Below are 18,788 nucleotides of genomic sequence, written 5' to 3' on the forward strand. Positions count from 1 at the left end.
CCTGGGAGTTACAGCCGGGTGGCGCTGAAGCAGTGCTCCGGTACGGCGATGCGATCCTGCGCCGCTACTACCTGCAGTTCGTATTCCTGCATATTTTTGGTGGCGAGCATAATCTCGTACACCGCGGCGGTGACGTGTTCCAGCGCATCGCGCAGACTTGCCCCCTGCAGCAATTTAACCAACAGCAGACCGCTGGTCACATCGCCGACGCCTACCGGCTGACGCAGGCCGAAATCCACCAGCGGCCGACTAATATGCCAGGCTTCTTCGGCCGTCACCAGCAGCATCTCAAAACGATCCATACTCAGACCCGCACGGGCAAGATGCTTAACTAATACCACTTCCGGCCCCTGGGCAATCAGCTCCCGCGCGGCGGCCACTGCCTCGCTGACGCTGGCGACCGGATGACCGCACAGGATCTCCAGCTCAACCAGATTCGGCGCAATAATATCGCTGGCCGGCAGCGCATAGCGCACGTGGAACTCCGCCACGCCCGGCGCGACGATGCAGCCCTTCTCCGGGTGACCCATCACCGGATCGCAAAAATATTTCGCCGCCGGATTGGCCGCCTTAACCTGACGCACGATACCGAGGATATGCTCTCCCTGCTCAGCGGAGCCAAGATAGCCGCTCAGTACCGCATCGCAGGTCTGCAGTTTGTCGATGTCGGCAATCCCCTGAACAATCTCCGTCAAATGCGAAGGCGGCATGACGCAGCCGGTCCATTTGCCGTACTGCGTATGGTTAGAGAACTGTACGGTATTCAGGGGCCAGACATTGGCGCCCAGACGGCGCATCGGAAATTCGGCGGCACTGTTGCCGGCATGGCCAAACACAACGTGAGACTGAATGGCGAGGATGTTCTTCATTTTCTTACCACAACCCTAAAAAGAAAAAGGGCGTGGTTTCCCACGCCCTGGCAGTATTTTTTATTTCCAGCAGACCAGGCAGTAATTTTTCTTACCGCGACGCAGCAAGGTGTAGCGGCCAAACAGGCGATCGCTGTCACTGAATACATATTCCGGGTCGGCCTGTTTTTCGCCGTTGATGGTCACCGCGTTAGAGGCAACGGTTTTACGCGCCTGACCGCGGGACGGCTGCAGCTCGGAATCAACCAGCGCCTGCAGCAGATCGGCGCCTTTTTCCATTTCGATCATCGGCACGCCATCCTGGGCCAGCTGTTCGAAGTCTGCTTCGCTCAGGTCGCTCAGGTTACCGTTGAACAGGCTTTCGGTAATGCGCTTCGCCGCTTCCAGGCCTTCTTCGCCGTGAACAAGGCGCGTCACCTGCTCTGCCAGCACGTACTGGGCGCGCGGCGCTTTACCGCTGTTTTTGTCTTCTTCTTCCAGGGCATTGATCTCCGCAATGTCCATAAAGGTGAAGAATTTGAGGAAGCGATAGACATCAGCATCCGCGGTGTTGATCCAGAACTGGTAAAATTTGTACGGACTGGTTTTCTTCGGATCCAGCCACACGGCGCCGCCTTCGGTTTTACCGAATTTGGTGCCGTCCGCTTTGGTGATCAGCGGTACGGTCAGGCCAAACACCTGGTTCTGATGCAGACGACGGGTCAGATCGATGCCGGAGGTGATGTTGCCCCACTGGTCAGAGCCGCCAATCTGCAGCGCCACGCCGTGCAGCTTGTTCAGGCAGGCAAAGTCGTAACCCTGCAGCAGATTGTAAGAGAACTCGGTAAAGGAGATACCCTGATCGTCACGATTCAGACGCTGCTTCACCGCTTCTTTGTTGATCATCTGGTTAACAGAGAAGTGTTTACCGATATCGCGCAGGAAGGTCAGCACGTTCATGCTGCCAAACCAGTCATAGTTATTCGCCGCGATCGCCGAGTTGTCGCCGCAGTCAAAATCAAGGAACGGAGCCACCTGTTTGCGGATTTTATCCACCCACTCCTGCACGGTATCCTCGGTGTTTAGTTTACGCTCAGCGGCTTTGAAGCTTGGGTCGCCAATCAGACCGGTTGCGCCGCCCACCAGCGCCACAGGTTTATGACCTGCCTGCTGGAAGCGTTTCAGGCATAACAATGGAACAAGATGCCCCAAATGCAAGCTGTCAGCGGTAGGATCGAAGCCGCAATAGAGCGCGATCGGGCCTTGCGCCAGTCGCTCTGCTAACGCTTCCTCGTCCGTCACCTGGGCTACCAGCCCCCGCTCTTGCAATTGTTTAATCAAGTTACTGCTTGCCATCAAATTCTCCATGTATAAACGACTGCACCTCTGCCGGTACACGACTTTTCGCCAGATGCGAAAAGTACATAGAATAAAGCGCCGGCCCTTTCAGCGCCAGCGCTTCGATAACTAATTTCGGCGTTTACGGCGCCAGACGGTCTATTTTCCAGGCGCCGCTATCGCGCTGGTATAAAAAGCGATCGTGCAGACGGTGTTCTCCCCCCTGCCAGAACTCCATCTGCTCAATGCTGACGCGGAATCCGCCCCAGAAGCTCGGCAACGGCACTTCACCCTGCTGGAACTTCTGCTTCAGCTCGAGGAATTTGCTTTCGAGGATGCCGCGGGCTGAGATCCGGCTCGACTGCTTCGAGACCCAGGCGCCAATCTGGCTGTCGCGCGGACGGCTGTGGAAATATTTGACCACTTCCAGCGTCGACAGACGCTCCGCTTTGCCGATTACCATCACCTGGCGCTCCAGCATATGCCACGGGAAAAGCAGGCTGACCTGCGGGTTGTTTTCAATTTGATGCGCTTTACGGCTGCCAAGGTTGGTATAAAACACCAACCCTTTTTCGTCGTAGTGCTTCAGCAGCACAATGCGCTGGTAGGGCTGGCCGCGCTCATCGACGGTGGCGACCACCATGGCCGTCGGGTCGGCAAGTTTCGCATCGCAGGCCTGACGCAGCCAGCGTTCAAACAGCGGCAGGGGTTCAGCAGGAAGATCGTGGCGACGCAAACCGCCACGGGTGTATTCACGGCGCAAATGCGCAATTTGCTGGAGTTCGTCGTTATCAGACATGGCCATTGAGGATGTAGTCATAAGGTGGCGTTATTGTGCGCCCCCCGGACAGAAATCTCAACGTTTGGCCGTCTGCAGCTGACAGTTATCAAGGACGATGCGGTCGCGCTTATAGACGGTGGCGGTATCGCCTTTTGACCAGAACACATAGACGCCGTCGGTGTAGCGCGCCCCGGAAGCCGACAGCCCCTCAGACAGGTTCAGTTGCTGATTATCATAGATAAAACTGACCTGCTGGCGTGCGTTATTGCGATGGACCGTCAATGGTTTCTGGTCGCATTGATACTCCAGCGTGTCCGTCTGCATCCGCTCGACAAACTGGTTGTAGTAGCTACAGCCCGCCAGCATAAAAGGTACAACTGCGATAAGAATTTTTTCATTCGTTTGCCTTCGACTTTCCCGGTCACGGCGGGCACTCCGCCCTCCGCTTAACTTGTCCAGTTTACCGGTCGCGTCGTATTTAAGATTTCAGTTAACTCCGATTCTGCGGCGGGTTAGCCGGAAAAATGGCGCCCAGCACCGAGGCTTCGCTGGCGCCGGTCACGGAGGGCAGATTGCCCGGCAGACCAGCCAGCGTTCGCCAGGCCAGCCAGGCAAAGGCCAGCGCTTCCATATCATCGCCGCTGATCCCCGCCTCATCGGTGGTGGAGACCTCGGTTCCCGGCAGCAGCGCCGCCAGGCGCGCCATTAACAAGGGGTTACGCGCGCCGCCGCCGCACACTAACAAACGCTCGCAGCCGCCGCTTAACAATACCTGCTCACTGATGGTGACGGCGGTCAATTCCGCAAGCGTAGCCTGAACATCCTCCCCGCGTAGCCCCGGATAGCGGGCCATATGCTGCTCCAGCCAGCCGTAATTGAAATATTCCCGACCGGTGCTTTTCGGCGCCGGCAAGGCAAACCACGGATCGCTCAGCATGTCCTGCAGCAGCGGCAGCAGCACTTTACCTTCGCTAGCCCATTGGGCGTCCTTGTCGTACGGTTTGCCCTTCTGGCGCCAGATCCAGGCGTCCAGCAACATATTTCCCGGCCCGGTATCATAGCCGCGCACCGGCTGACCTGGCGCCAGCAGCGACACATTAGCGATCCCGCCGATATTGAGCACCATACGTCGCTCGACGGGGTGGGCCAGCAGCGCATGATGAAAAGCCGGCACCAGCGGCGCCCCCTGCCCGCCTAGCGCCATATCCCGGCGACGAAAATCCCCCACTACGGTTATCCCGGTGTGGGCGGCGATCTGGTTGTTATCACCAATTTGCAGGGTATGCGGAGCCTCTCCCTGCGGTTCATGCCATACGGTCTGTCCATGGCAGCCGATGGCGATGACGTCGGTGGGTTTGAGACTTTCCTGGCGCATCAGCGCCAGTACGGCATCGGCAAACAGCCGTCCCAGACGGGTGTCCAGACGACCTAGCTGCGAAAGGGTCAGCGACTGCCCCTGGCAAATCGCCAGAATCTCTTCTTTTATCGCGTGTGGAATGGGCCAGGTGAGACTAGCCTGCTGCGCCACCATGTTTTCAGTAATGGTGGCCAAAACGACATCGATACCATCCAGGCTGGTACCAGACATAACGCCAATAAAGCGACCCGATCTCATACGTTTTCCTTCATTCCATGACCCTTGTATGCCCTTCACTCCATCATAAAGTGTCGGTTAATGCTATGTTGTACTAATACTTTTTAACAATAGAGCGACAAATCAGAGAACATCGTAAAGAACCGGCGTTTAGTTGAGGTTGAAGCACCAGTGTTTATTATTTTTTGTATAGTCCAGGGAGAACCTATGCCCGCCGACGACTAAATGCCATATAATTAACCGTATGGACGTTCAATTGAACACCTTCGGTGAACAGGAGATTCATAAATGATTTTACGTGTTTTGGCTGTATCGATGATTGGTTTTACGCTCGCAGGCTGCGTGAGCAGCAGCGGCCTGTCCGGCGACGTTTATTCCGCATCTGAAGCCAAACAGGTGCAGAGCGTGACTTACGGTACTATCGTGCATACGCGCGCCGTACAGATCCAGAGCGGCGACGATAGCAATGCCATCGGGGCCATTGGCGGTGCGGTACTGGGCGGGTTCCTTGGAAACACCATCGGCGGCGGTACCGGACGCTCTCTGGCTACGGCGGCAGGTGCGGTCGCGGGCGGCGTAGCCGGTCAGGGCGTTCAGGGCGCGATGAATAAAACGCAGGGCGTTGAACTGGAAATCCGTAAGGACGATGGCAATACCATTATGGTAGTGCAGAAACAGGGCAGCACTCCGTTCTCCGTTGGTCAGCGCGTGGCCATTGCCGGCAGCGGCAGCCAGGTCACCGTCTCTCCGCGATAATTTCCCTTACGATGCGGCCGGTTGCGCCGCATCGTATTTTTCAGCCACGTTTATTTCGCCGTAATAAATTCGTAGTAACCATCAGACATCTTTATTTTAATATTCCATGAATCATTGCGCCTGCGCAATATCTTAACTGCCCGCCCCTATTACCCTCAAGAACGTAAATTAGCCCTGGTGACTCATCGTCGCTGCCGTTGCCTTTTATGTGGAATATTGCCTATGCCCGAACATGTGCATCATATCGTTAAACGTCTAATCCTTTATATTTGCATTTGTTTACTGGCCGGGGTTGGCATTTCCGGGATGACTGCGTTTTTTCATACCAGCTTCAGTAGTACTTCCTCAATATTATTTCCGCTGCTGACCAGTTTCCTGATGGTTTTTCATATTACCATTGCCTGTTTTATGGGCATGAAATACTGGAGCAGCAAGCGGCGTCTCTACCTTACTCCAGTCTCTTTCGGGTTTGCCTGCTCAGCGCTGCTGATGCTTGGCACGCTCAGCAGCTATCCGGACTGGCTTACCTGCAATCCGGCCCCGGTCGTTAATCAAAATGACGCCGTTATCTATTATTTCTTCCGCAATATAATGATGGCTGTGTTATTCATGTCATCTATTATTTTGTACTATTTTCGCCAGCGCATCATGCATTCGTGGAAAGCACACGTTCTTACATTTACAGCATGTATTCTTTTTACGTTGACCATTATTGTTTTATCATGGCTATACTCCAGCCATTCGCCGTGGCTGAGCGTCAATTTTATCGACGATCTAAGCCATACCTTTACCCCGTTGTGGCAAAGTATTATCGGCTGGCTGCTGATGGCAGTTTGGTTCATCACGCTGATTTTATTAATTAGCTTGAGTAAACTGCGTAATATTTTTTGGTTCAGCGGCGCTTTTTTTTGCAGCGCTTATTTGTTCACGCTTTTCCAGCTGCTCTCCACCGCAGGGGAGCTGGATCAGACCTGGTACCAGGCGCGTTTTTTCGAAACGCTATGCACCTTGTTCCTGATTCTGGTGCTACTGGTTGACGTCTTTATCCTCTATCGCGAGTCTAACCACAAATATGTCCATTCGTATCAGAATTCGATCCGCGACCCGTTGACCCGCCTCTACAACCGCAGCTTTTTCTACGACACCCTTAACCAACAGCTGGCGAAGGTGAATGCCCAGCATCCGCTGTCGGTGCTCATCAGCGACCTCGACCATTTCAAACGCATCAACGATAGCTACGGCCACGTCGCGGGCGACAAAGTGATCCAGTTCGCCGCCTCGGTGCTGGAAAGCCATTCGCGGGTAGATGACGCCGCCGCACGCATCGGCGGTGAGGAATTTGCTCTGCTGCTGGTCAACACCGGTGAAAAAGAAGCGCAAGCGATCGCCGAGCGTATCCGCCTGGCGGTCAGTGCCGGGGAGAGCCATTTACCGGAGCGAATGACCATCAGCATGGGGGTGTATACCACCTACGACAATAGCGTGACAGCGGAAGCGTGCGTTCAGCGCGCGGACGAAGCCATGTATGAAGCAAAGAATAACGGACGTAACCAGGTGATCGTCTGGCATCAGCAGGGAGGGTGAAAAAAGGCCCGGATTAGCCCGGGCCGCAAAGAATTAATCTTTAGCCTGGAGATCGAGGATATTTTGTTCAAGTTTACGGATTAAGTGGAGCAAGGTTTCCACTTCCTGCTTCGAGACCCCTGAGAGGATTTCATCACGGGTCTTACCTATCACCTCTTCCATCTCGTTGATCAGCGGTTCGGCTTTTCCGTCAGCTTGATGCGTTTGGCCCGCCGATCGCTTGCGCAGGTCTGGCGAGAAATGAGCCCTTTCTCCTCCAGCTGATCGAGCGTGCGCACCAGCGACGGCTGTTCAATACCGATAGCTTTCGCCAGCTGGATCTGCGACTGCTCAGGCGGCAGCTGGTGGATGTTATGCAGCGTGACCCAGTGGGTCTGCGTTAACTCCAGAGGTTTCAGGCGATGGTCGATTAGCGCGCGCCAAACGCGAACTAAACGTGCCAGATCAGAACCAAGTGGCGATTCCAATTTCATCTCCTTATAATTAGCTTGCTAAGTTATTATACTGATTTTAGAATAGTGTGCAGCATTTGAATTATCAAAACAAATGAATTACTTGATTCAACAAAAACCAAAACAATGATTTACACTGTTAAAGAGTAGCACGTCCTGAGGTTACCCCTGTAATGGCAAAGGATTTTTGCTTGTGAAACTGAGTCTTAACACATCCGGATTGCCGCTGCAGGACCTGGTGTTCGGCGCATCCGTCTATTTCCCTCCGCTGTTCAAAGCCGTCTTGTTGGGTTTCTTTATCTGGTTGTTTTTACATCGCCAGCTGCGTGACTGGATGTATGCGGGCGACATCTGGCACCCGCTACTAATGGATCTCTCCCTGTTCGCGCTCTCGGTCTGTCTGGCCCTGGTATTACTCATTGCCTGGTGATCTCCCTGTTATGAAAAGATTAAAATATCTGTCAACGCTGCTGGTCGCGGCCGTCGCCCTGATTGCCGCATGGTTGTTATGGAATTTCTACACTCAGTCACCCTGGACCCGCGACGGCAAAGTGCGCGCCGAGCAGGTTGGGATCACCCCTCAGGTCTCCGGCAGTATTCTGCAGTTGAACGTAACCGATAACCAACGGGTCAAAGCCGGGGAAGTATTGTTTACCATCGACGACACCCCCTATCGCATCGCGGTGCTGAACGCCCAGGCGCAGCTGGCGAAAGCCCAGGCGGAGGTGGCGAAAGCGCAGGCGGAGCAAAGCAAGGCCGCCAGCGAGGCTCGCCGTCGCCGAAGCCTGTCGCAAAATGCCATCTCGGCTGAAGACCTTGAGAACGTCAATACCGCCCTGAATACCGCCACCACCACCCTGGCTGCCGCCAGAGCGGGGGTCGGCGTAACCGAAGCGGCGCTGAAACATGCGCAGTGGCAGCTCAGCCAGACGGTTGTCAAAGCGCCGGTGGATGGCTGGGTGACCAACCTTTCCACCCGCGTCGGTGATTACGCTACCACCGGCCATCCGGTCTTTGCCCTGGTGGACAGCCATTCGTTTTACGTACTGGGCTACTTCGAAGAGACCAAACTGCGCCACATTCGCATCGGCGATCCGGCACAAATTATTCTCTATAGCAATCAGCAGACGCTAAAGGGCCATGTCGCCAGCATCGGCCGCGCGATTGTCGACCAGAGCGTGGAACAGGGAACCGGGCTGGTGGCCAACATCAAACCAAATATCCCCTGGGTTCGTCTCGCCCAACGCGTTCCGGTGCGAATTGCCTTTGATACGCTGCCGGCCGATGTCACCCTGGTCTCCGGTACCACCTGCACTGTCTCAATTGGCGGGCAGTAATGAACCTGCAGACCCTGTCGTGGCGCGCACTCCCCTGGGTTAAAGCCACCCGGCCGCAGTGGCGGTACGCATTGCGCAACGGCATCGCGATGTGTCTTGCGCTGAGTATCGCCTATGCGCTGGATCTTGATGAGCCCTACTGGGCGATGACGTCCGCGGCGGTGGTCAGCTTTCCCACCGTCGGCGGCGTGATCAGTAAAGTTTTGGCCGCATCGCAGGCAGCCTGCTCGGCGCCTGCGCCGCCCTGCTGCTTGCCGGTCATACACTCAACGATCCCTGGCTGTTTCTGTTCAGTATCTCCGGCTGGCTGGCGCTCTGCACCTGGGCCTGCGCCCTGTTCACCAACAACGTCGCCTACGCCTTTCAGCTGGCGGGCTATACCTGCGCCATCATCGCCTTTCCGGTGATTAACATCAGCGACAGCTACGAGCTGTGGGTCATCGCCCAGTCGCGCGTCTGCGAAGTCATCGTCGGGATCTTCTGCGGCGGGCTAATGATGATGATCCTGCCAAGCACCTCCGACGGCAGCAACCTGCTGACGGCCCTGAAAACCATGCACGCCCGGCTGCTGGAGCACGCCAGCCTGCTGTGGGTGCCGGAGACGACGGATGCCATTCGCACCGCCCATGAGAGCGTGATTGGCCAGATCCTGACCATGAACCTGCTGCGTATCCAGGCCTTCTGGAGCCACTACCGTTTCCGTCGGCAGAATCCTCTGCTGAACTACCTCCTGCATCAGCAGCTCAGAATGACCAGCGTCATCTCCAGTCTGCGACGGATGCTGCTGAACTGGCCTGACGCGCCGGCGAACACTCGCCAGGTACTGGAGTCGCTGCTCGCCGAGCTCGCCACCCCTCATGCCGACAGCTATCACGTTGCGCGGATCCTGGCGCCGCTGGCGCCGCGGCAGGATGCCGATTACCGGCACATCGCTTTCTGGGCGCGATTGCGCTATTTCTGTCGCATTTACCTGGAGAGCAGCCGCTGGATCCGCCGCGTTGAAAATGCCTCGGCGATCGCCGAGTTCAATGTGCCCGCCGCCCCGCCGTTAGCCCGCCATACCGATCAGGCGGAGGCGTTGCTCAACGGTGTCCGTACCTTTTGCGCGCTGGTGGCGATTGGCGCATGGGGGATCAGTACCCAGTGGACCAGCTGTGCGGCGGCCCTGACCCTGGCCTCCATCTGCTGCGTGCTCTACTCCGTATCCGCCTCGCCGTTTCGCTCGCTGACATTGCTGATGCAGACTCTGGTCCTGCTGTCGCTATTCAGTTTCGTGGTGAAGTTCGGCCTGATGGTGCAGGTAACCGACCTGTGGCAGTTTCTGCTGTTCCTGTTCCCGCTCCTGACCACCATGCAGTTACTCAAACTGCAGTGGCCCAAATACGCCGGCCTGTGGGGACAGCTTATCGTCTTTATGGGCTCGTTTATCGCCGTCACCAACCCGCCGGTGTACGATTATGCGGCCTTTTTCAATGATAATTTGAGCAAGATTGTCGGGGTAGGCTTTGCCTGGCTGGCCTTTGCGGTACTGAGTCCGGGCTCGGACGCCCGCAAAGGGCGACGCCATATCAGAGCGTTACGGCGTCACTTTGTCGATCAGCTTAGCCGTCATCCTCAGCACAGTGAGCATGAATTTGAATCGCTGGTCTATCACCACGTCAGTCAGCTCAGCCAGAGTAAGGATGCCCTGGCGCGCCGCTGGCTGTTGCGTTGGGGCGTCGTGCTGCTCAATTGCTCGCACGTCGTCTGGCAGCTTCGCGAATGGGAAACCCGCTCCGATCCTCTCGCCCAGGTGCGCGACCTGTGCATCAACCTGTTACGCGATGTGATGAGCGAGCGCGGCGTGCAGCAGCGCCCGCTGGCCTCCACCCTGCAGGAGCTGCAGCGGATCTGCGACGCCCTGAACCACCATCATCAGCCGGCGGCGCGGGAACTGGCCGCCGCGATTTGGCGACTGTACTGCGCCCTGTCGCAGCTGGAACAGGCCCCGGTGGCCGGCACAATTGGCGAAGGAACTACTTAATCACCCCGCAGGCAAACCGTTCGCCGCCGCCGCCCAGCGGCTGCGGACTGTCGGCCATGTTATCCCCGCCTACGTGGACCATCAGCGCTTTCCCTTTCACCTCCGCCAGCGTTTTCAGGCGCGGAGCAATAATCGGCTGGTCGGCTACGCCCGCATCGTTGACCACCAGCAGGGGCAGGTCGCCAAGATGCCCGGCCCCCAACGGCCCTTCGTGTTTGCCGGTATGCTGCGGATCGTAATGTCCGCCCGCCGCCCCGGCGGCCACGGCTTTACCTTCTTTCATCGCCGGCTGGCAGCTGCCTTCGGCATGAATATGAAACCCGTGCTTACCCGGCGGTAGCGCCCGCAGAGTGGGGGCGAACTCGAGTCCGCGGTCGGTTTCGGTGATTTTGACGCTGCCGATGGTCTGACCGACGCCCTGGGTGGTCACGAGATTAAGTTGCACATCTTCACTAACGGCCTGTGCGCCAGCGCAAAATGCGAGGGATAAGATCGCGAGAATACATCGTTGCATAACACCTCCGGATGGCTGTCTCCCTGTTAAGTGTAAACCAGGAACGCCTTTCCGGAGGGGAAATGCCCGTTACGGTACGTCGTACCCGAGCGCGGCTTTACGGATGCGGAACCACTGCTGACGGGTCATGCTGAGTTTTTCAGCCACAATCGCCGAGCGCACGCGCTCGATTTTGCCCGAGCCAATAATCGGCAGAGGCTGCGACGGCAGACGCAGCACCCAGGCATAAACTACCTGTTCGATGCTGTCGGCGTTAAGCTCGTGCGCCACCTGCGCCAGCTCATCGCGCAGCGCCTGGAAGCACTCTTCGTTAAACAGGCGACCACCGCCAAGACAAGACCACGCCATCGGACGAATACGCAGTTGCTGCAGCTGATCGAGAGTACCGTCGAGCAGCAGCGGCTGATGCACCGGTGAAATTTCGACCTGGTTGGTGGCCAGGGTAAACGGCAGACGTGACTGCAGCAAGGTGAACTGGGCGGGGGTAAAGTTCGAGACGCCAAAATGGCGCACTTTACCGCTATGATGCAGCGCGAGAAAAGCTTCGGCTACCTCGTCGGCGTCCATCAGTGGGTCCGGCCGGTGGATCAGCAGCAAGTCGAGATGGTCCGTCGCCAGATTACGCAGCGATTGCTCGGCGCTGAGCACGATGTGATCGCGGTCGGTAATGTAGTGGCCAATGGTGTTCTCAGCGCGCGCCCGGGTGGCGATACCGCATTTGCTGACGATTTCCATCCGGCTACGCAGATGCGGCGCTCGCTTCAGCGCTTCGCCAAAGGCAGCCTCACACTGATAATCGCCATAGATATCGGCGTGATCGACGGTGGTTACGCCTAAATCGAGATGCTGCTCAATAAAGCTGACCAGCTCGCCAGGCGACATTTTCCAGTCCATCAGACGCCAGTAGCCCATCACAAAACGTGAAAATTCCGGCCCCTGGGGAGCCATAGCAATACGCTGAACCATAACCGCTTCCTCAATAAAAAAGTGCTCTGAGTATACGTAATTTTTGGCTTAAAACAGTGAGGGTTGCTGCGGTTCTTCCGCCGGCTCCGGCCTGTTCGCGCGTATTTTGCGAAGCAGCCGTTGGCGGCAAAGACGCAAAACCTCCTGTTTCTGCGCATCGCTCATCGTTTGCCAGTTAAAACGTTCCTCACGGCTGCGGAAACAGCCGCGACAGTAGCCGCGCTCATCGGTCTGACATATTCCCCGGCACGGGCTCTGCACCGGGAAAAATTCTAACTGCTCTGCCACCACACGCCTCCTGTCCCCTCGTCTCCTTTCATTGAAGACGTTTCCCCGCGCCGACGCAAATTTTGTTCACTACGTGCTGCGTCAGCTAACATTTTTCCGCCGACGCTTGCATTAGACCAATCGGTCTACTACAGTGTGCAGCATGAACAGACACAGCGATTGCGATACCCGAGAACATATCCTGGCCACCGGCGAGCAGCTTTGCATGCATCGCGGTTTTACCGGAATGGGCTTGAGCGAACTTCTGAAGACGGCGGAGGTGCCCAAGGGCTCCTTCTACCACTACTTTCGCTCTAAGGAAGCCTTCGGCGTCGCGCTGCTTGAACATCACTACACCGGATATCTGCAGCGCCTGGTGGACCACTTCGATCATGGCGACGGTAACTATCGCGATCGCCTGCTGGCCTACTATCAGCACACGCTGAATCAGTTCTGCCAGCAGGGGATTATTAGCGGGTGTCTTACTGTCAAGCTATCCGCGGAGGTTTGCGATCTGTCGGAAGATATGCGCGCCGCCATGGATCGCGGAGCCAGCCAGATTATCGCCCTGCTGGGCGACGCGCTGGAGAAAGGACGTCAGGAAGGCAGTCTCGCATTTGACGGCGAGGCCATGACCCTGTCGCAGGTGCTGTATTCCCTGTGGCTCGGGGCCAACCTGCAGGCCAAAATTACGCGTAGCGCAACGCCGCTGGAAAGCGCCCTTGCCCACGCCAAACAGATTATTGCGGCGCCTGCGGTATAACAGGCGTTTTTATTTCATCAGTTACTAGACGACCGGTCTACTCAGGAGTCACTATGTCGGAAGCAAAATTATTCAGCCCACTGAAAGTCGGTGCGGTCACCGTCCCTAATCGCGTATTTATGGCGCCGTTGACGCGTCTGCGCAGCATTGAGCCGGGCGATATCCCTACTCCGCTGATGGGCGAATACTACCGCCAGCGCGCCAGTTCCGGGCTGATCATCACCGAAGCGACGCAGATCTCCGCGCAGGCCAAAGGCTACGCCGGCGCGCCTGGGCTGCACAGCCCGGAGCAGATTGCCGCCTGGCAGAAAATCACCGCCGGCGTTCATGCCGAAAACGGTCATATCGCCGTCCAGCTGTGGCACACCGGGCGTATTTCCCATAGCAGCCTGCAGCCTGGCGGAGCCGCCCCGGTAGCGCCTTCCGCGCTGAGCGCGGGCACCCGTACCTCACTGCGTGACGAAAACGGCCACGCCATTCGCGTCGACACCTCAATGCCCCGCGCCCTGGAAACCGCAGAGATCCCAGGGATCGTCAACGATTTCCGTCAGGCGGTCGGCAATGCCCGTGACGCCGGCTTCGATCTGGTTGAGCTGCACTCAGCCCACGGCTATCTGCTGCACCAGTTCCTCTCGCCATCGGCGAACCAGCGTACCGATCAGTACGGCGGCAGCGTGGAGAACCGTGCCCGTCTGGTGCTGGAAGTGGTTGACGCCGTGAGTCAAGAGTGGAGCGCCGAGCGCATTGGCATCCGCGTGTCGCCGATTGGCAGCTTCCAGAATGTGGATAATGGCCCGAACGAAGAAGAAGACGCGCTGTATCTGATTAGCGAGCTGGCGAAACGCGGTATCGCCTATCTGCACATGTCCGAGCCGGACTGGGCGGGCGGCAAACCTTACAGTGAAGCTTTCCGTCAGAAAGTCCGCGACCGCTTCCCGGGGGTGATCATTGGCGCTGGCGCTTACACAGTAGAAAAAGCCAACGATCTTATCAATAAAGGGCTGATTGATGCCGTGGCCTTTGGCCGCGATTACATCGCCAACCCGGATCTGGTGGCTCGCCTGCAGAAAAAAGCGCCGCTTAACCCGCAACGCCCGGAATCCTTCTACGGCGGCGGCGCGGAAGGCTACACCGATTACCCGACTCTGTAATCCCTCCATTGATAGCGGCGACGTATCGCCGCTATACTCAACGTTCTGATCTATCAAATAAACTGCATAGGGGACATTATGCGCTTACTCCACACCATGCTGCGCGTTGGCGACCTGCAACGTTCTATCGACTTCTATACCAACGTGTTGGGCATGAAGCTGCTGCGCACCAGCGAAAACCCGGAGTACAAGTACTCCCTCGCCTTTGTCGGCTACGGCGAAGAGAGCGAAACCGCGGTAATCGAACTGACCTACAACTGGGGCGTGGACAGCTATGAGCTGGGCACCGCCTACGGCCATATCGCGCTGAGCGTCGATAACGCCGCCGAAGCCTGCGAACGGATCCGTCAGAACGGGGGCAACGTCACCCGTGAAGCCGGGCCGGTAAAAGGCGGCACCACCGTCATCGCCTTCGTGGAAGATCCGGACGGTTACAAAATCGAGCTCATTGAAGAGAAAGATGCCGGCAAAGGTCTGGGCAACTAACGCTTCCCCACGCTGGCATATTTAATGCCATGGCTCGCCCGGGCGCTACGGCGCCCGTTGTTTTCACCCCTGCCTGCTGCAAGCCGCGGCAAAATTTGCCATAATGCGCGCTACTTTTTTCCAGCTAAGAGAATCTGATGTCCGAGAACGCTCAACTGAATGGTCTGTGCGACCGTTTCCGCGGTTTTTATCCGGTGGTGATCGATGTTGAAACCGCAGGATTTAACGCCAAAACCGACGCCCTGCTGGAGATCGCCGCCATTACGTTGAAGATGGATGAGCACGGCTGGCTGATGCCCGATGAAACGCTGCATTTCCATGTTGAACCTTTCGAGGGCGCCAATCTGCAGCCCGAAGCGCTGGCTTTTAACGGGATTAACCCGCATGACCCGCAGCGCGGGGCCGTCAGCGAATACGATGCCCTGCATGCCATCTTCAAAATGGTGCGCAAAGGGATGAAAGAGAGCGACTGCAGCCGGGCAATCATGGTGGCGCACAATGCCACCTTTGACCACAGCTTCACCATGACCGCCGCCGAACGCGCGGGACTTAAACGCAACCCTTTCCATCCGTTTGTTACCTTCGACACCGCCGCGCTAAGCGGGCTGGCGCTGGGCCAGACGGTGCTGTCGAAAGCCTGTATTGCCGCGGGTATGCCGTTCGACGGCGCGCAGGCTCACTCCGCCCTGTATGATACCGAGCAGACGGCGCAGCTGTTTTGCGAGATCGTGAACCGCTGGAAGCGTCTGGGCGGCTGGCCGCTGCCAGTGGCCACCCCGGAGTGATAAAAAAAGCGACTTCCAGGAAGTCGCTTTTTTACTGATGGCGGGAATTACTCCGCTTTTGGCTCGTCGGTATGGTACTTTGCCGCCGTCTCTTTGATCAGCTGCTGCAGTTCACCGCGCTGGTACATTTCGATGACGATATCGCAGCCGCCCACCAGTTCACCGTCTACCCACAGCTGCGGGAAAGTCGGCCAGTTGGCGTATTTAGGCAGCTCGGCGCGGATATCCGGGTTCTGCAGGATATCAACGTAAGCAAAACGTTCGCCACAGGCGGACAGCGCCTGAACGGCCTGGGCAGAGAAACCGCAGCTTGGCAGCTTCGGCGACCCTTTCATGTACAACAGGATCGGGTTTTCAGCGATTTGGCGTTGGATCTTTTCTAAAGTCGAGCTCATTGTCGTGCTTCCTTAAACTTCTTTCTACGGCAGTAACTTGTCATTGTAGCGTCCTGTAGGCAGGACGGATAATAACATTTTTTTCACTATTCATATTTTATCTTCTGTTGCGCGAAGTTGCCTTAAAAATATCATTTTGCGGTCACAGGCGGGCGCTCATTGCGCATTTTCTGTGCGAGGCGGTCAATGTCTGACGCGTTTTCTTGCAATCGTTAACCAATCGACATTTTTGATACAAAAGAATATTAACTTTCCGGCTTTTTATGCTTTAGAATCATTCCGGTTTGTCATTCATCGTCAGGCATTTGTACATGTCTGTAATTAATCAGGGGATTGCTCAGTGGCGCGGCTAAACAAAATCGCGATATCGCTCTGTGCATTACTGTTCACGTCTATCTCATTCACGCCACTGGCTCAGGCATCAGGGCATACGCACGCCTCCGCTTCGCCAAAAGCGTTGCCCGCGAAAAGTGGCTCAGAGCGCAAGAAAAAAGCAACCAGTCAAAAAACTAAAACCACCGCTAAAACCACCAGTAAAAAGTCCTCGCGCACCCGGCTCCCTACCCGCACTACCGCAGCAAGCCAAACCGCACTTCATCGTCAGGCCGCCGGCGCGACGAAAAAATGCGTGCTGCGTAAAGGTTATAAAAAGCAGTGCGCGAAAACGGTCGCCGCCAGCGCCGAGCCGACCCTGGCGCTAAACAGCGTCAAAAGCAAGTGCGTGGTGCGCAAGGGCTATAAAAAACGCTGTAAGCCCGAGGCCAGCGAAGCGAATTTAACGATCGCCGACGCCCACAAGGTCCGGGTGCAAAAAGCGCAAAGTACCGCGATGAATAAACTGATGGGCCAGTTGGGTAAACCCTATCGCTGGGGCGGCACCTCGCCGCGCACCGGGTTTGACTGCAGCGGGCTGGTCTATTACGCCTATAAGGACCTGGTCAAGATCCACATCCCGCGTACGGCCAACGAAATGTACCACCTGCGCGATGCGCGTCCGGTGGATCGTGATGAACTGCAGAGCGGCGATTTAGTCTTCTTCCGCACCCGCGGACGGGGCGCTGCCGACCATGTCGGCGTCTACGTCGGCAACGGAAAATTCATTCAGTCGCCGCGCACAGGTCGTGATATTCAAATCACCTCCCTGAGCGAGGATTACTGGGTTCGCCATTATGTCGGCGCTCGTCGCGTCATGACGCCGAAAACCATTCGCTGATCCCGGTCTGCCGCTGCGGCGGCAGACCGCCTCTCCTGCTCCATCTCCATCCCCACCCGCAAGGGATATTGCAGATTGCTCTCTTTGCCCGGCGTATCACGACGATAGCGGGTCGGCGACATGCCAAAGTGACGGTGAAAGGTCCGGCAGAAAGCGGCTTGTCCCTCGTATCCCAGGCACTGAGAAATACTCTGTATCGACGCCTGCGTCTGCGTTAAATAGATTGTCGCAATCGTCATCTTTCGTCGGCTGACGTAGCTCGCCAGCGTGCAGCCCGTTACCATGGCGAATTGTCGCTGGAAGTACCAGTGTGAGTAGCCGGACTTTTTCGCAATCGCGCTCACCGACAGGGTGTCGAAAATATGTGCTTCGATCCAGTCAACAATCCCCTGCACCACCGGGATCATTTTCGCGCTCACCACCTCATCTGTTTTTGCCATCGTCGTCATCCTGGGGAAATTACTGCTGGCGGCTATATTTGTCATACAAATTAAAAAATAGACAATGAATTATTGGCATAGCGACGATTGCCTGAGCGCATATTTTTATTAATCGTTTGATATTAAAGTTTTATTTTTTGTTCAGCGCATTGCGTGACAGCGGCGAAGCAGAGTAGTTAATTGCCATGCGAGTTCGCAAATCCGCAGAGGGCATCTCCTTATACAGGGTTGCAACAATTTTGGCGGCTTATTGCCCACTCCTGCAGAAAACGGTTAAGCCTTCACCACATGCACCGGAGATAATAGCCTTTATCGTTGTAAGGCTTTTCACTGCTTGCGGCAAATGTTAACATTCTCAATACAATAACACGCCCGGGACGCGACAGCGTCGGGCGGTCAGAACACGATTCAGGTGAAAACCTCATCCTGTCAATGTGAGATAAAACAAAAAGTTATAAGGAGAGTAGCAATGTCGTTTGAATTACCTGCATTACCATATGCAAAAGACGCCCTGGCGCCGCACATTTCCGCAGAAACCCTGGAATATCACTACGGTAAACACCACCAGGCGTATGTCACTAACCTCAACAACCTGATCAAAGGCACTGCGTTCGAAGGCAAATCCCTCGAAGAGATCGTCCGCACGTCTGAAGGTGGCGTATTCAACAACGCAGCGCAGGTTTGGAATCACACCTTCTACTGGAACTGCCTGGCGCCTAACGCCGGCGGCGAACCGGAAGGCGAACTGGCGGCCGCAATCGCCAAATCTTTCGGCAGCTTCGCGGATTTTAAAGCCAAATTTACCGATGCCGCGGCGAAAAACTTCGGCGCTGGCTGGACCTGGCTGGTCAAAAATGCCGACGGCAGCCTGGCTATCGTCTCCACCAGCAACGCCGGCACCCCGCTGACCACCGACGCGAAGCCGCTGCTGACCGTTGACGTTTGGGAACATGCCTACTACATCGACTACCGCAACGCCCGTCCAAGCTACCTGGACCACTTCTGGGCGCTGGTTAACTGGAAGTTTGTTGCGGCTAACCTGGCGGCATAAACGACAAACCGCAGCGGGGTCTCCCCGGCTGCGGTTTTTTTTGC

The 18,788-nt window shown here is 56.4% G+C and carries 24 protein-coding genes and 1 other annotated feature; of the genes, 11 read left to right on the forward strand and 13 right to left on the reverse strand.

What is annotated here, in order from left to right:
• Nucleotides 1-8 precede the first annotated feature (8 nt).
• From KPHS_29530 to KPHS_29570, 5 genes are all read right to left on the reverse strand, one after another.
• Nucleotides 9-869 (reverse strand): pyridoxamine kinase, encoded by an 861-nt coding sequence (locus KPHS_29530; RefSeq protein YP_005227253.1) that lies wholly within the window; start codon nt 867-869, stop codon nt 9-11.
• A gap of 60 nt (nt 870-929) precedes the next feature.
• On the reverse strand, nt 930-2,216 hold the full coding sequence (locus KPHS_29540) for a tyrosyl-tRNA synthetase (RefSeq protein ID YP_005227254.1): 1,287 nt from the start codon (nt 2,214-2,216) through the stop codon (nt 930-932).
• Nucleotides 2,217-2,328: 112 nt separating this feature from the next.
• Nucleotides 2,329-2,991 (reverse strand): pyridoxamine 5'-phosphate oxidase, encoded by a 663-nt coding sequence (locus tag KPHS_29550; protein ID YP_005227255.1) that lies wholly within the window; start codon nt 2,989-2,991, stop codon nt 2,329-2,331.
• A gap of 51 nt (nt 2,992-3,042) precedes the next feature.
• The gene (locus KPHS_29560; protein YP_005227256.1) at nt 3,043-3,333 is read right to left on the reverse strand and encodes a lysozyme inhibitor; all 291 of its coding nucleotides are present in this window, start codon (nt 3,331-3,333) and stop codon (nt 3,043-3,045) included.
• Nucleotides 3,334-3,457: 124 nt separating this feature from the next.
• Nucleotides 3,458-4,582 (reverse strand): anhydro-N-acetylmuramic acid kinase, encoded by a 1,125-nt coding sequence (locus KPHS_29570; RefSeq protein YP_005227257.1) that lies wholly within the window; start codon nt 4,580-4,582, stop codon nt 3,458-3,460.
• A gap of 267 nt (nt 4,583-4,849) precedes the next feature.
• On the opposite strand from KPHS_29570, the gene KPHS_29580 reads away from it, so the two are divergent.
• Nucleotides 4,850-5,317 (forward strand): putative outer membrane lipoprotein, encoded by a 468-nt coding sequence (locus tag KPHS_29580; RefSeq protein YP_005227258.1) that lies wholly within the window; start codon nt 4,850-4,852, stop codon nt 5,315-5,317.
• Nucleotides 5,318-5,539: 222 nt separating this feature from the next.
• Nucleotides 5,540-6,901 carry a GGDEF domain-containing protein gene (locus KPHS_29590; protein ID YP_005227259.1) on the forward strand — a complete coding sequence of 454 codons (1,362 nt, stop codon included), beginning with the start codon at nt 5,540-5,542 and terminating at the stop codon, nt 6,899-6,901.
• Nucleotides 6,902-6,934: 33 nt separating this feature from the next.
• Here KPHS_29590 and KPHS_29600 read toward each other — a convergent pair whose 3' ends face one another.
• Together KPHS_29600 and KPHS_29610 are read right to left on the reverse strand one after the other, a co-directional pair.
• Nucleotides 6,935-7,063, reverse strand: coding sequence for a MarR family transcriptional regulator (locus KPHS_29600; RefSeq protein ID YP_005227260.1), 129 nt, complete (start codon nt 7,061-7,063; stop codon nt 6,935-6,937).
• Nucleotides 6,935-7,368 (reverse strand) — a sequence feature (potential frameshift: common BLAST hit: gi|288935187|ref|YP_003439246.1| MarR family transcriptional regulator). (Overlaps the previous gene by 129 nt.)
• A complete protein-coding gene (locus KPHS_29610) occupies nt 7,072-7,368 on the reverse strand; it encodes a transcriptional regulator SlyA (RefSeq protein YP_005227261.1) in 297 nt (98 codons plus the stop codon). It overlaps the preceding feature by 297 nt.
• A gap of 178 nt (nt 7,369-7,546) precedes the next feature.
• Between KPHS_29610 and KPHS_29620 the strand changes: the two genes are divergently transcribed.
• The gene (locus KPHS_29620) at nt 7,547-7,783 is read left to right on the forward strand and encodes a DUF1656 domain-containing protein (RefSeq protein YP_005227262.1); all 237 of its coding nucleotides are present in this window, start codon (nt 7,547-7,549) and stop codon (nt 7,781-7,783) included.
• Nucleotides 7,784-7,793: 10 nt separating this feature from the next.
• Nucleotides 7,794-8,690 (forward strand): putative multidrug resistance protein, encoded by an 897-nt coding sequence (locus KPHS_29630; RefSeq protein YP_005227263.1) that lies wholly within the window; start codon nt 7,794-7,796, stop codon nt 8,688-8,690.
• 136 nt (nt 8,691-8,826) lie between these two features.
• Here the strand turns inward: KPHS_29630 and KPHS_29640 are convergent, their stop codons facing one another.
• Nucleotides 8,827-8,952, reverse strand: a complete 126-nt coding sequence (locus KPHS_29640; protein ID YP_005227264.1) for a hypothetical protein — start codon at nt 8,950-8,952, stop codon at nt 8,827-8,829.
• A gap of 141 nt (nt 8,953-9,093) precedes the next feature.
• Between KPHS_29640 and KPHS_29650 the strand changes: the two genes are divergently transcribed.
• Nucleotides 9,094-10,713, forward strand: a complete 1,620-nt coding sequence (locus tag KPHS_29650; RefSeq protein YP_005227265.1) for an FUSC family protein — start codon at nt 9,094-9,096, stop codon at nt 10,711-10,713.
• On the opposite strand, the gene KPHS_29660 is transcribed toward KPHS_29650, so the two are convergent.
• The 3 genes from KPHS_29660 to KPHS_29680 form a co-directional block, all read right to left on the reverse strand.
• A complete protein-coding gene (locus tag KPHS_29660) occupies nt 10,706-11,143 on the reverse strand; it encodes a superoxide dismutase (RefSeq protein ID YP_005227266.1) in 438 nt (145 codons plus the stop codon). The genes KPHS_29650 and KPHS_29660 overlap by 8 nt on opposite strands.
• A gap of 153 nt (nt 11,144-11,296) precedes the next feature.
• Complete coding sequence (locus KPHS_29670) at nt 11,297-12,193, reverse strand: putative oxidoreductase, NAD(P)-linked (RefSeq protein YP_005227267.1); 897 nt, start codon at nt 12,191-12,193, stop codon at nt 11,297-11,299.
• A gap of 48 nt (nt 12,194-12,241) precedes the next feature.
• A complete protein-coding gene (locus tag KPHS_29680; protein YP_005227268.1) occupies nt 12,242-12,484 on the reverse strand; it encodes a DUF1289 domain-containing protein in 243 nt (80 codons plus the stop codon).
• A gap of 139 nt (nt 12,485-12,623) precedes the next feature.
• On the opposite strand from KPHS_29680, the gene KPHS_29690 reads away from it, so the two are divergent.
• The 4 genes from KPHS_29690 (at nt 12,624) to KPHS_29720 (ending at nt 15,645) form a co-directional block, all read left to right on the forward strand.
• Nucleotides 12,624-13,223 carry a putative transcriptional regulator gene (locus tag KPHS_29690; RefSeq protein YP_005227269.1) on the forward strand — a complete coding sequence of 200 codons (600 nt, stop codon included), beginning with the start codon at nt 12,624-12,626 and terminating at the stop codon, nt 13,221-13,223.
• Nucleotides 13,224-13,276: 53 nt separating this feature from the next.
• Nucleotides 13,277-14,374: an N-ethylmaleimide reductase gene (locus KPHS_29700; protein YP_005227270.1), complete on the forward strand. Its 1,098-nt coding sequence runs from the start codon at nt 13,277-13,279 to the stop codon at nt 14,372-14,374.
• A 78-nt stretch (nt 14,375-14,452) separates the two neighbouring features.
• Complete coding sequence (locus tag KPHS_29710; RefSeq protein YP_005227271.1) at nt 14,453-14,860, forward strand: glyoxalase I; 408 nt, start codon at nt 14,453-14,455, stop codon at nt 14,858-14,860.
• Nucleotides 14,861-14,997: 137 nt separating this feature from the next.
• Nucleotides 14,998-15,645 carry a ribonuclease T gene (locus tag KPHS_29720; RefSeq protein YP_005227272.1) on the forward strand — a complete coding sequence of 216 codons (648 nt, stop codon included), beginning with the start codon at nt 14,998-15,000 and terminating at the stop codon, nt 15,643-15,645.
• 47 nt (nt 15,646-15,692) lie between these two features.
• On the opposite strand, the gene KPHS_29730 is transcribed toward KPHS_29720, so the two are convergent.
• Nucleotides 15,693-16,040 (reverse strand): Grx4 family monothiol glutaredoxin, encoded by a 348-nt coding sequence (locus tag KPHS_29730; protein ID YP_005227273.1) that lies wholly within the window; start codon nt 16,038-16,040, stop codon nt 15,693-15,695.
• Nucleotides 16,041-16,668: 628 nt separating this feature from the next.
• On the opposite strand from KPHS_29730, the gene KPHS_29740 reads away from it, so the two are divergent.
• Nucleotides 16,669-17,253, forward strand: a complete 585-nt coding sequence (locus tag KPHS_29740; protein ID YP_005227274.1) for a putative lipoprotein — start codon at nt 16,669-16,671, stop codon at nt 17,251-17,253.
• On the opposite strand, the gene KPHS_29750 is transcribed toward KPHS_29740, so the two are convergent.
• Entirely contained in the window at nt 17,208-17,693 is a 486-nt protein-coding gene (locus KPHS_29750) for a regulatory protein (RefSeq protein YP_005227275.1), read from the reverse strand. The two genes, KPHS_29740 and KPHS_29750, sit on opposite strands and share 46 nt — an antisense overlap.
• A 469-nt stretch (nt 17,694-18,162) precedes the next feature.
• Here KPHS_29750 and KPHS_29760 point away from each other — a divergent pair, with 469 nt between their 5' ends.
• Entirely contained in the window at nt 18,163-18,744 is a 582-nt protein-coding gene (locus KPHS_29760; RefSeq protein YP_005227276.1) for a superoxide dismutase, read from the forward strand.
• Nucleotides 18,745-18,788 lie beyond the last annotated feature (44 nt).

The organism is Klebsiella pneumoniae subsp. pneumoniae HS11286, assembly GCF_000240185.1.
In the GTDB taxonomy this organism is placed as follows: domain Bacteria; phylum Pseudomonadota; class Gammaproteobacteria; order Enterobacterales; family Enterobacteriaceae; genus Klebsiella; species Klebsiella pneumoniae.

Bases quoted from the DNA above. Each gene is read 5' to 3' on its own strand.
- KPHS_29730 (YP_005227273.1), bottom strand. From the start codon at position 16,040: ATGAGCTCGACTTTAGAAAAGATCCAACGCCAAATCGCTGAAAACCCG.
- KPHS_29580 (YP_005227258.1), top strand. From the start codon at position 4,850: ATGATTTTACGTGTTTTGGCTGTATCGATGATTGGTTTTACGCTCGCA.
- KPHS_29710 (YP_005227271.1), top strand. From the start codon at position 14,453: ATGCGCTTACTCCACACCATGCTGCGCGTTGGCGACCTGCAACGTTCT.
- KPHS_29700 (YP_005227270.1), top strand. From the start codon at position 13,277: ATGTCGGAAGCAAAATTATTCAGCCCACTGAAAGTCGGTGCGGTCACC.
- KPHS_29530 (YP_005227253.1), bottom strand. From the start codon at position 869: ATGAAGAACATCCTCGCCATTCAGTCTCACGTTGTGTTTGGCCATGCC.
- KPHS_29670 (YP_005227267.1), bottom strand. From the start codon at position 12,193: ATGGTTCAGCGTATTGCTATGGCTCCCCAGGGGCCGGAATTTTCACGT.
- KPHS_29690 (YP_005227269.1), top strand. From the start codon at position 12,624: ATGAACAGACACAGCGATTGCGATACCCGAGAACATATCCTGGCCACC.
- KPHS_29550 (YP_005227255.1), bottom strand. From the start codon at position 2,991: ATGGCCATGTCTGATAACGACGAACTCCAGCAAATTGCGCATTTGCGC.
- KPHS_29540 (YP_005227254.1), bottom strand. From the start codon at position 2,216: ATGGAGAATTTGATGGCAAGCAGTAACTTGATTAAACAATTGCAAGAG.
- KPHS_29600 (YP_005227260.1), bottom strand. From the start codon at position 7,063: ATGGAAGAGGTGATAGGTAAGACCCGTGATGAAATCCTCTCAGGGGTC.
- KPHS_29720 (YP_005227272.1), top strand. From the start codon at position 14,998: ATGTCCGAGAACGCTCAACTGAATGGTCTGTGCGACCGTTTCCGCGGT.
- KPHS_29760 (YP_005227276.1), top strand. From the start codon at position 18,163: ATGTCGTTTGAATTACCTGCATTACCATATGCAAAAGACGCCCTGGCG.
- KPHS_29630 (YP_005227263.1), top strand. From the start codon at position 7,794: ATGAAAAGATTAAAATATCTGTCAACGCTGCTGGTCGCGGCCGTCGCC.
- KPHS_29750 (YP_005227275.1), bottom strand. From the start codon at position 17,693: ATGGCAAAAACAGATGAGGTGGTGAGCGCGAAAATGATCCCGGTGGTG.
- KPHS_29570 (YP_005227257.1), bottom strand. From the start codon at position 4,582: ATGAGATCGGGTCGCTTTATTGGCGTTATGTCTGGTACCAGCCTGGAT.
- KPHS_29640 (YP_005227264.1), bottom strand. From the start codon at position 8,952: ATGACCGGCAAGCAGCAGGGCGGCGCAGGCGCCGAGCAGGCTGCCTGC.
- KPHS_29590 (YP_005227259.1), top strand. From the start codon at position 5,540: ATGCCCGAACATGTGCATCATATCGTTAAACGTCTAATCCTTTATATT.
- KPHS_29560 (YP_005227256.1), bottom strand. From the start codon at position 3,333: ATGCTGGCGGGCTGTAGCTACTACAACCAGTTTGTCGAGCGGATGCAG.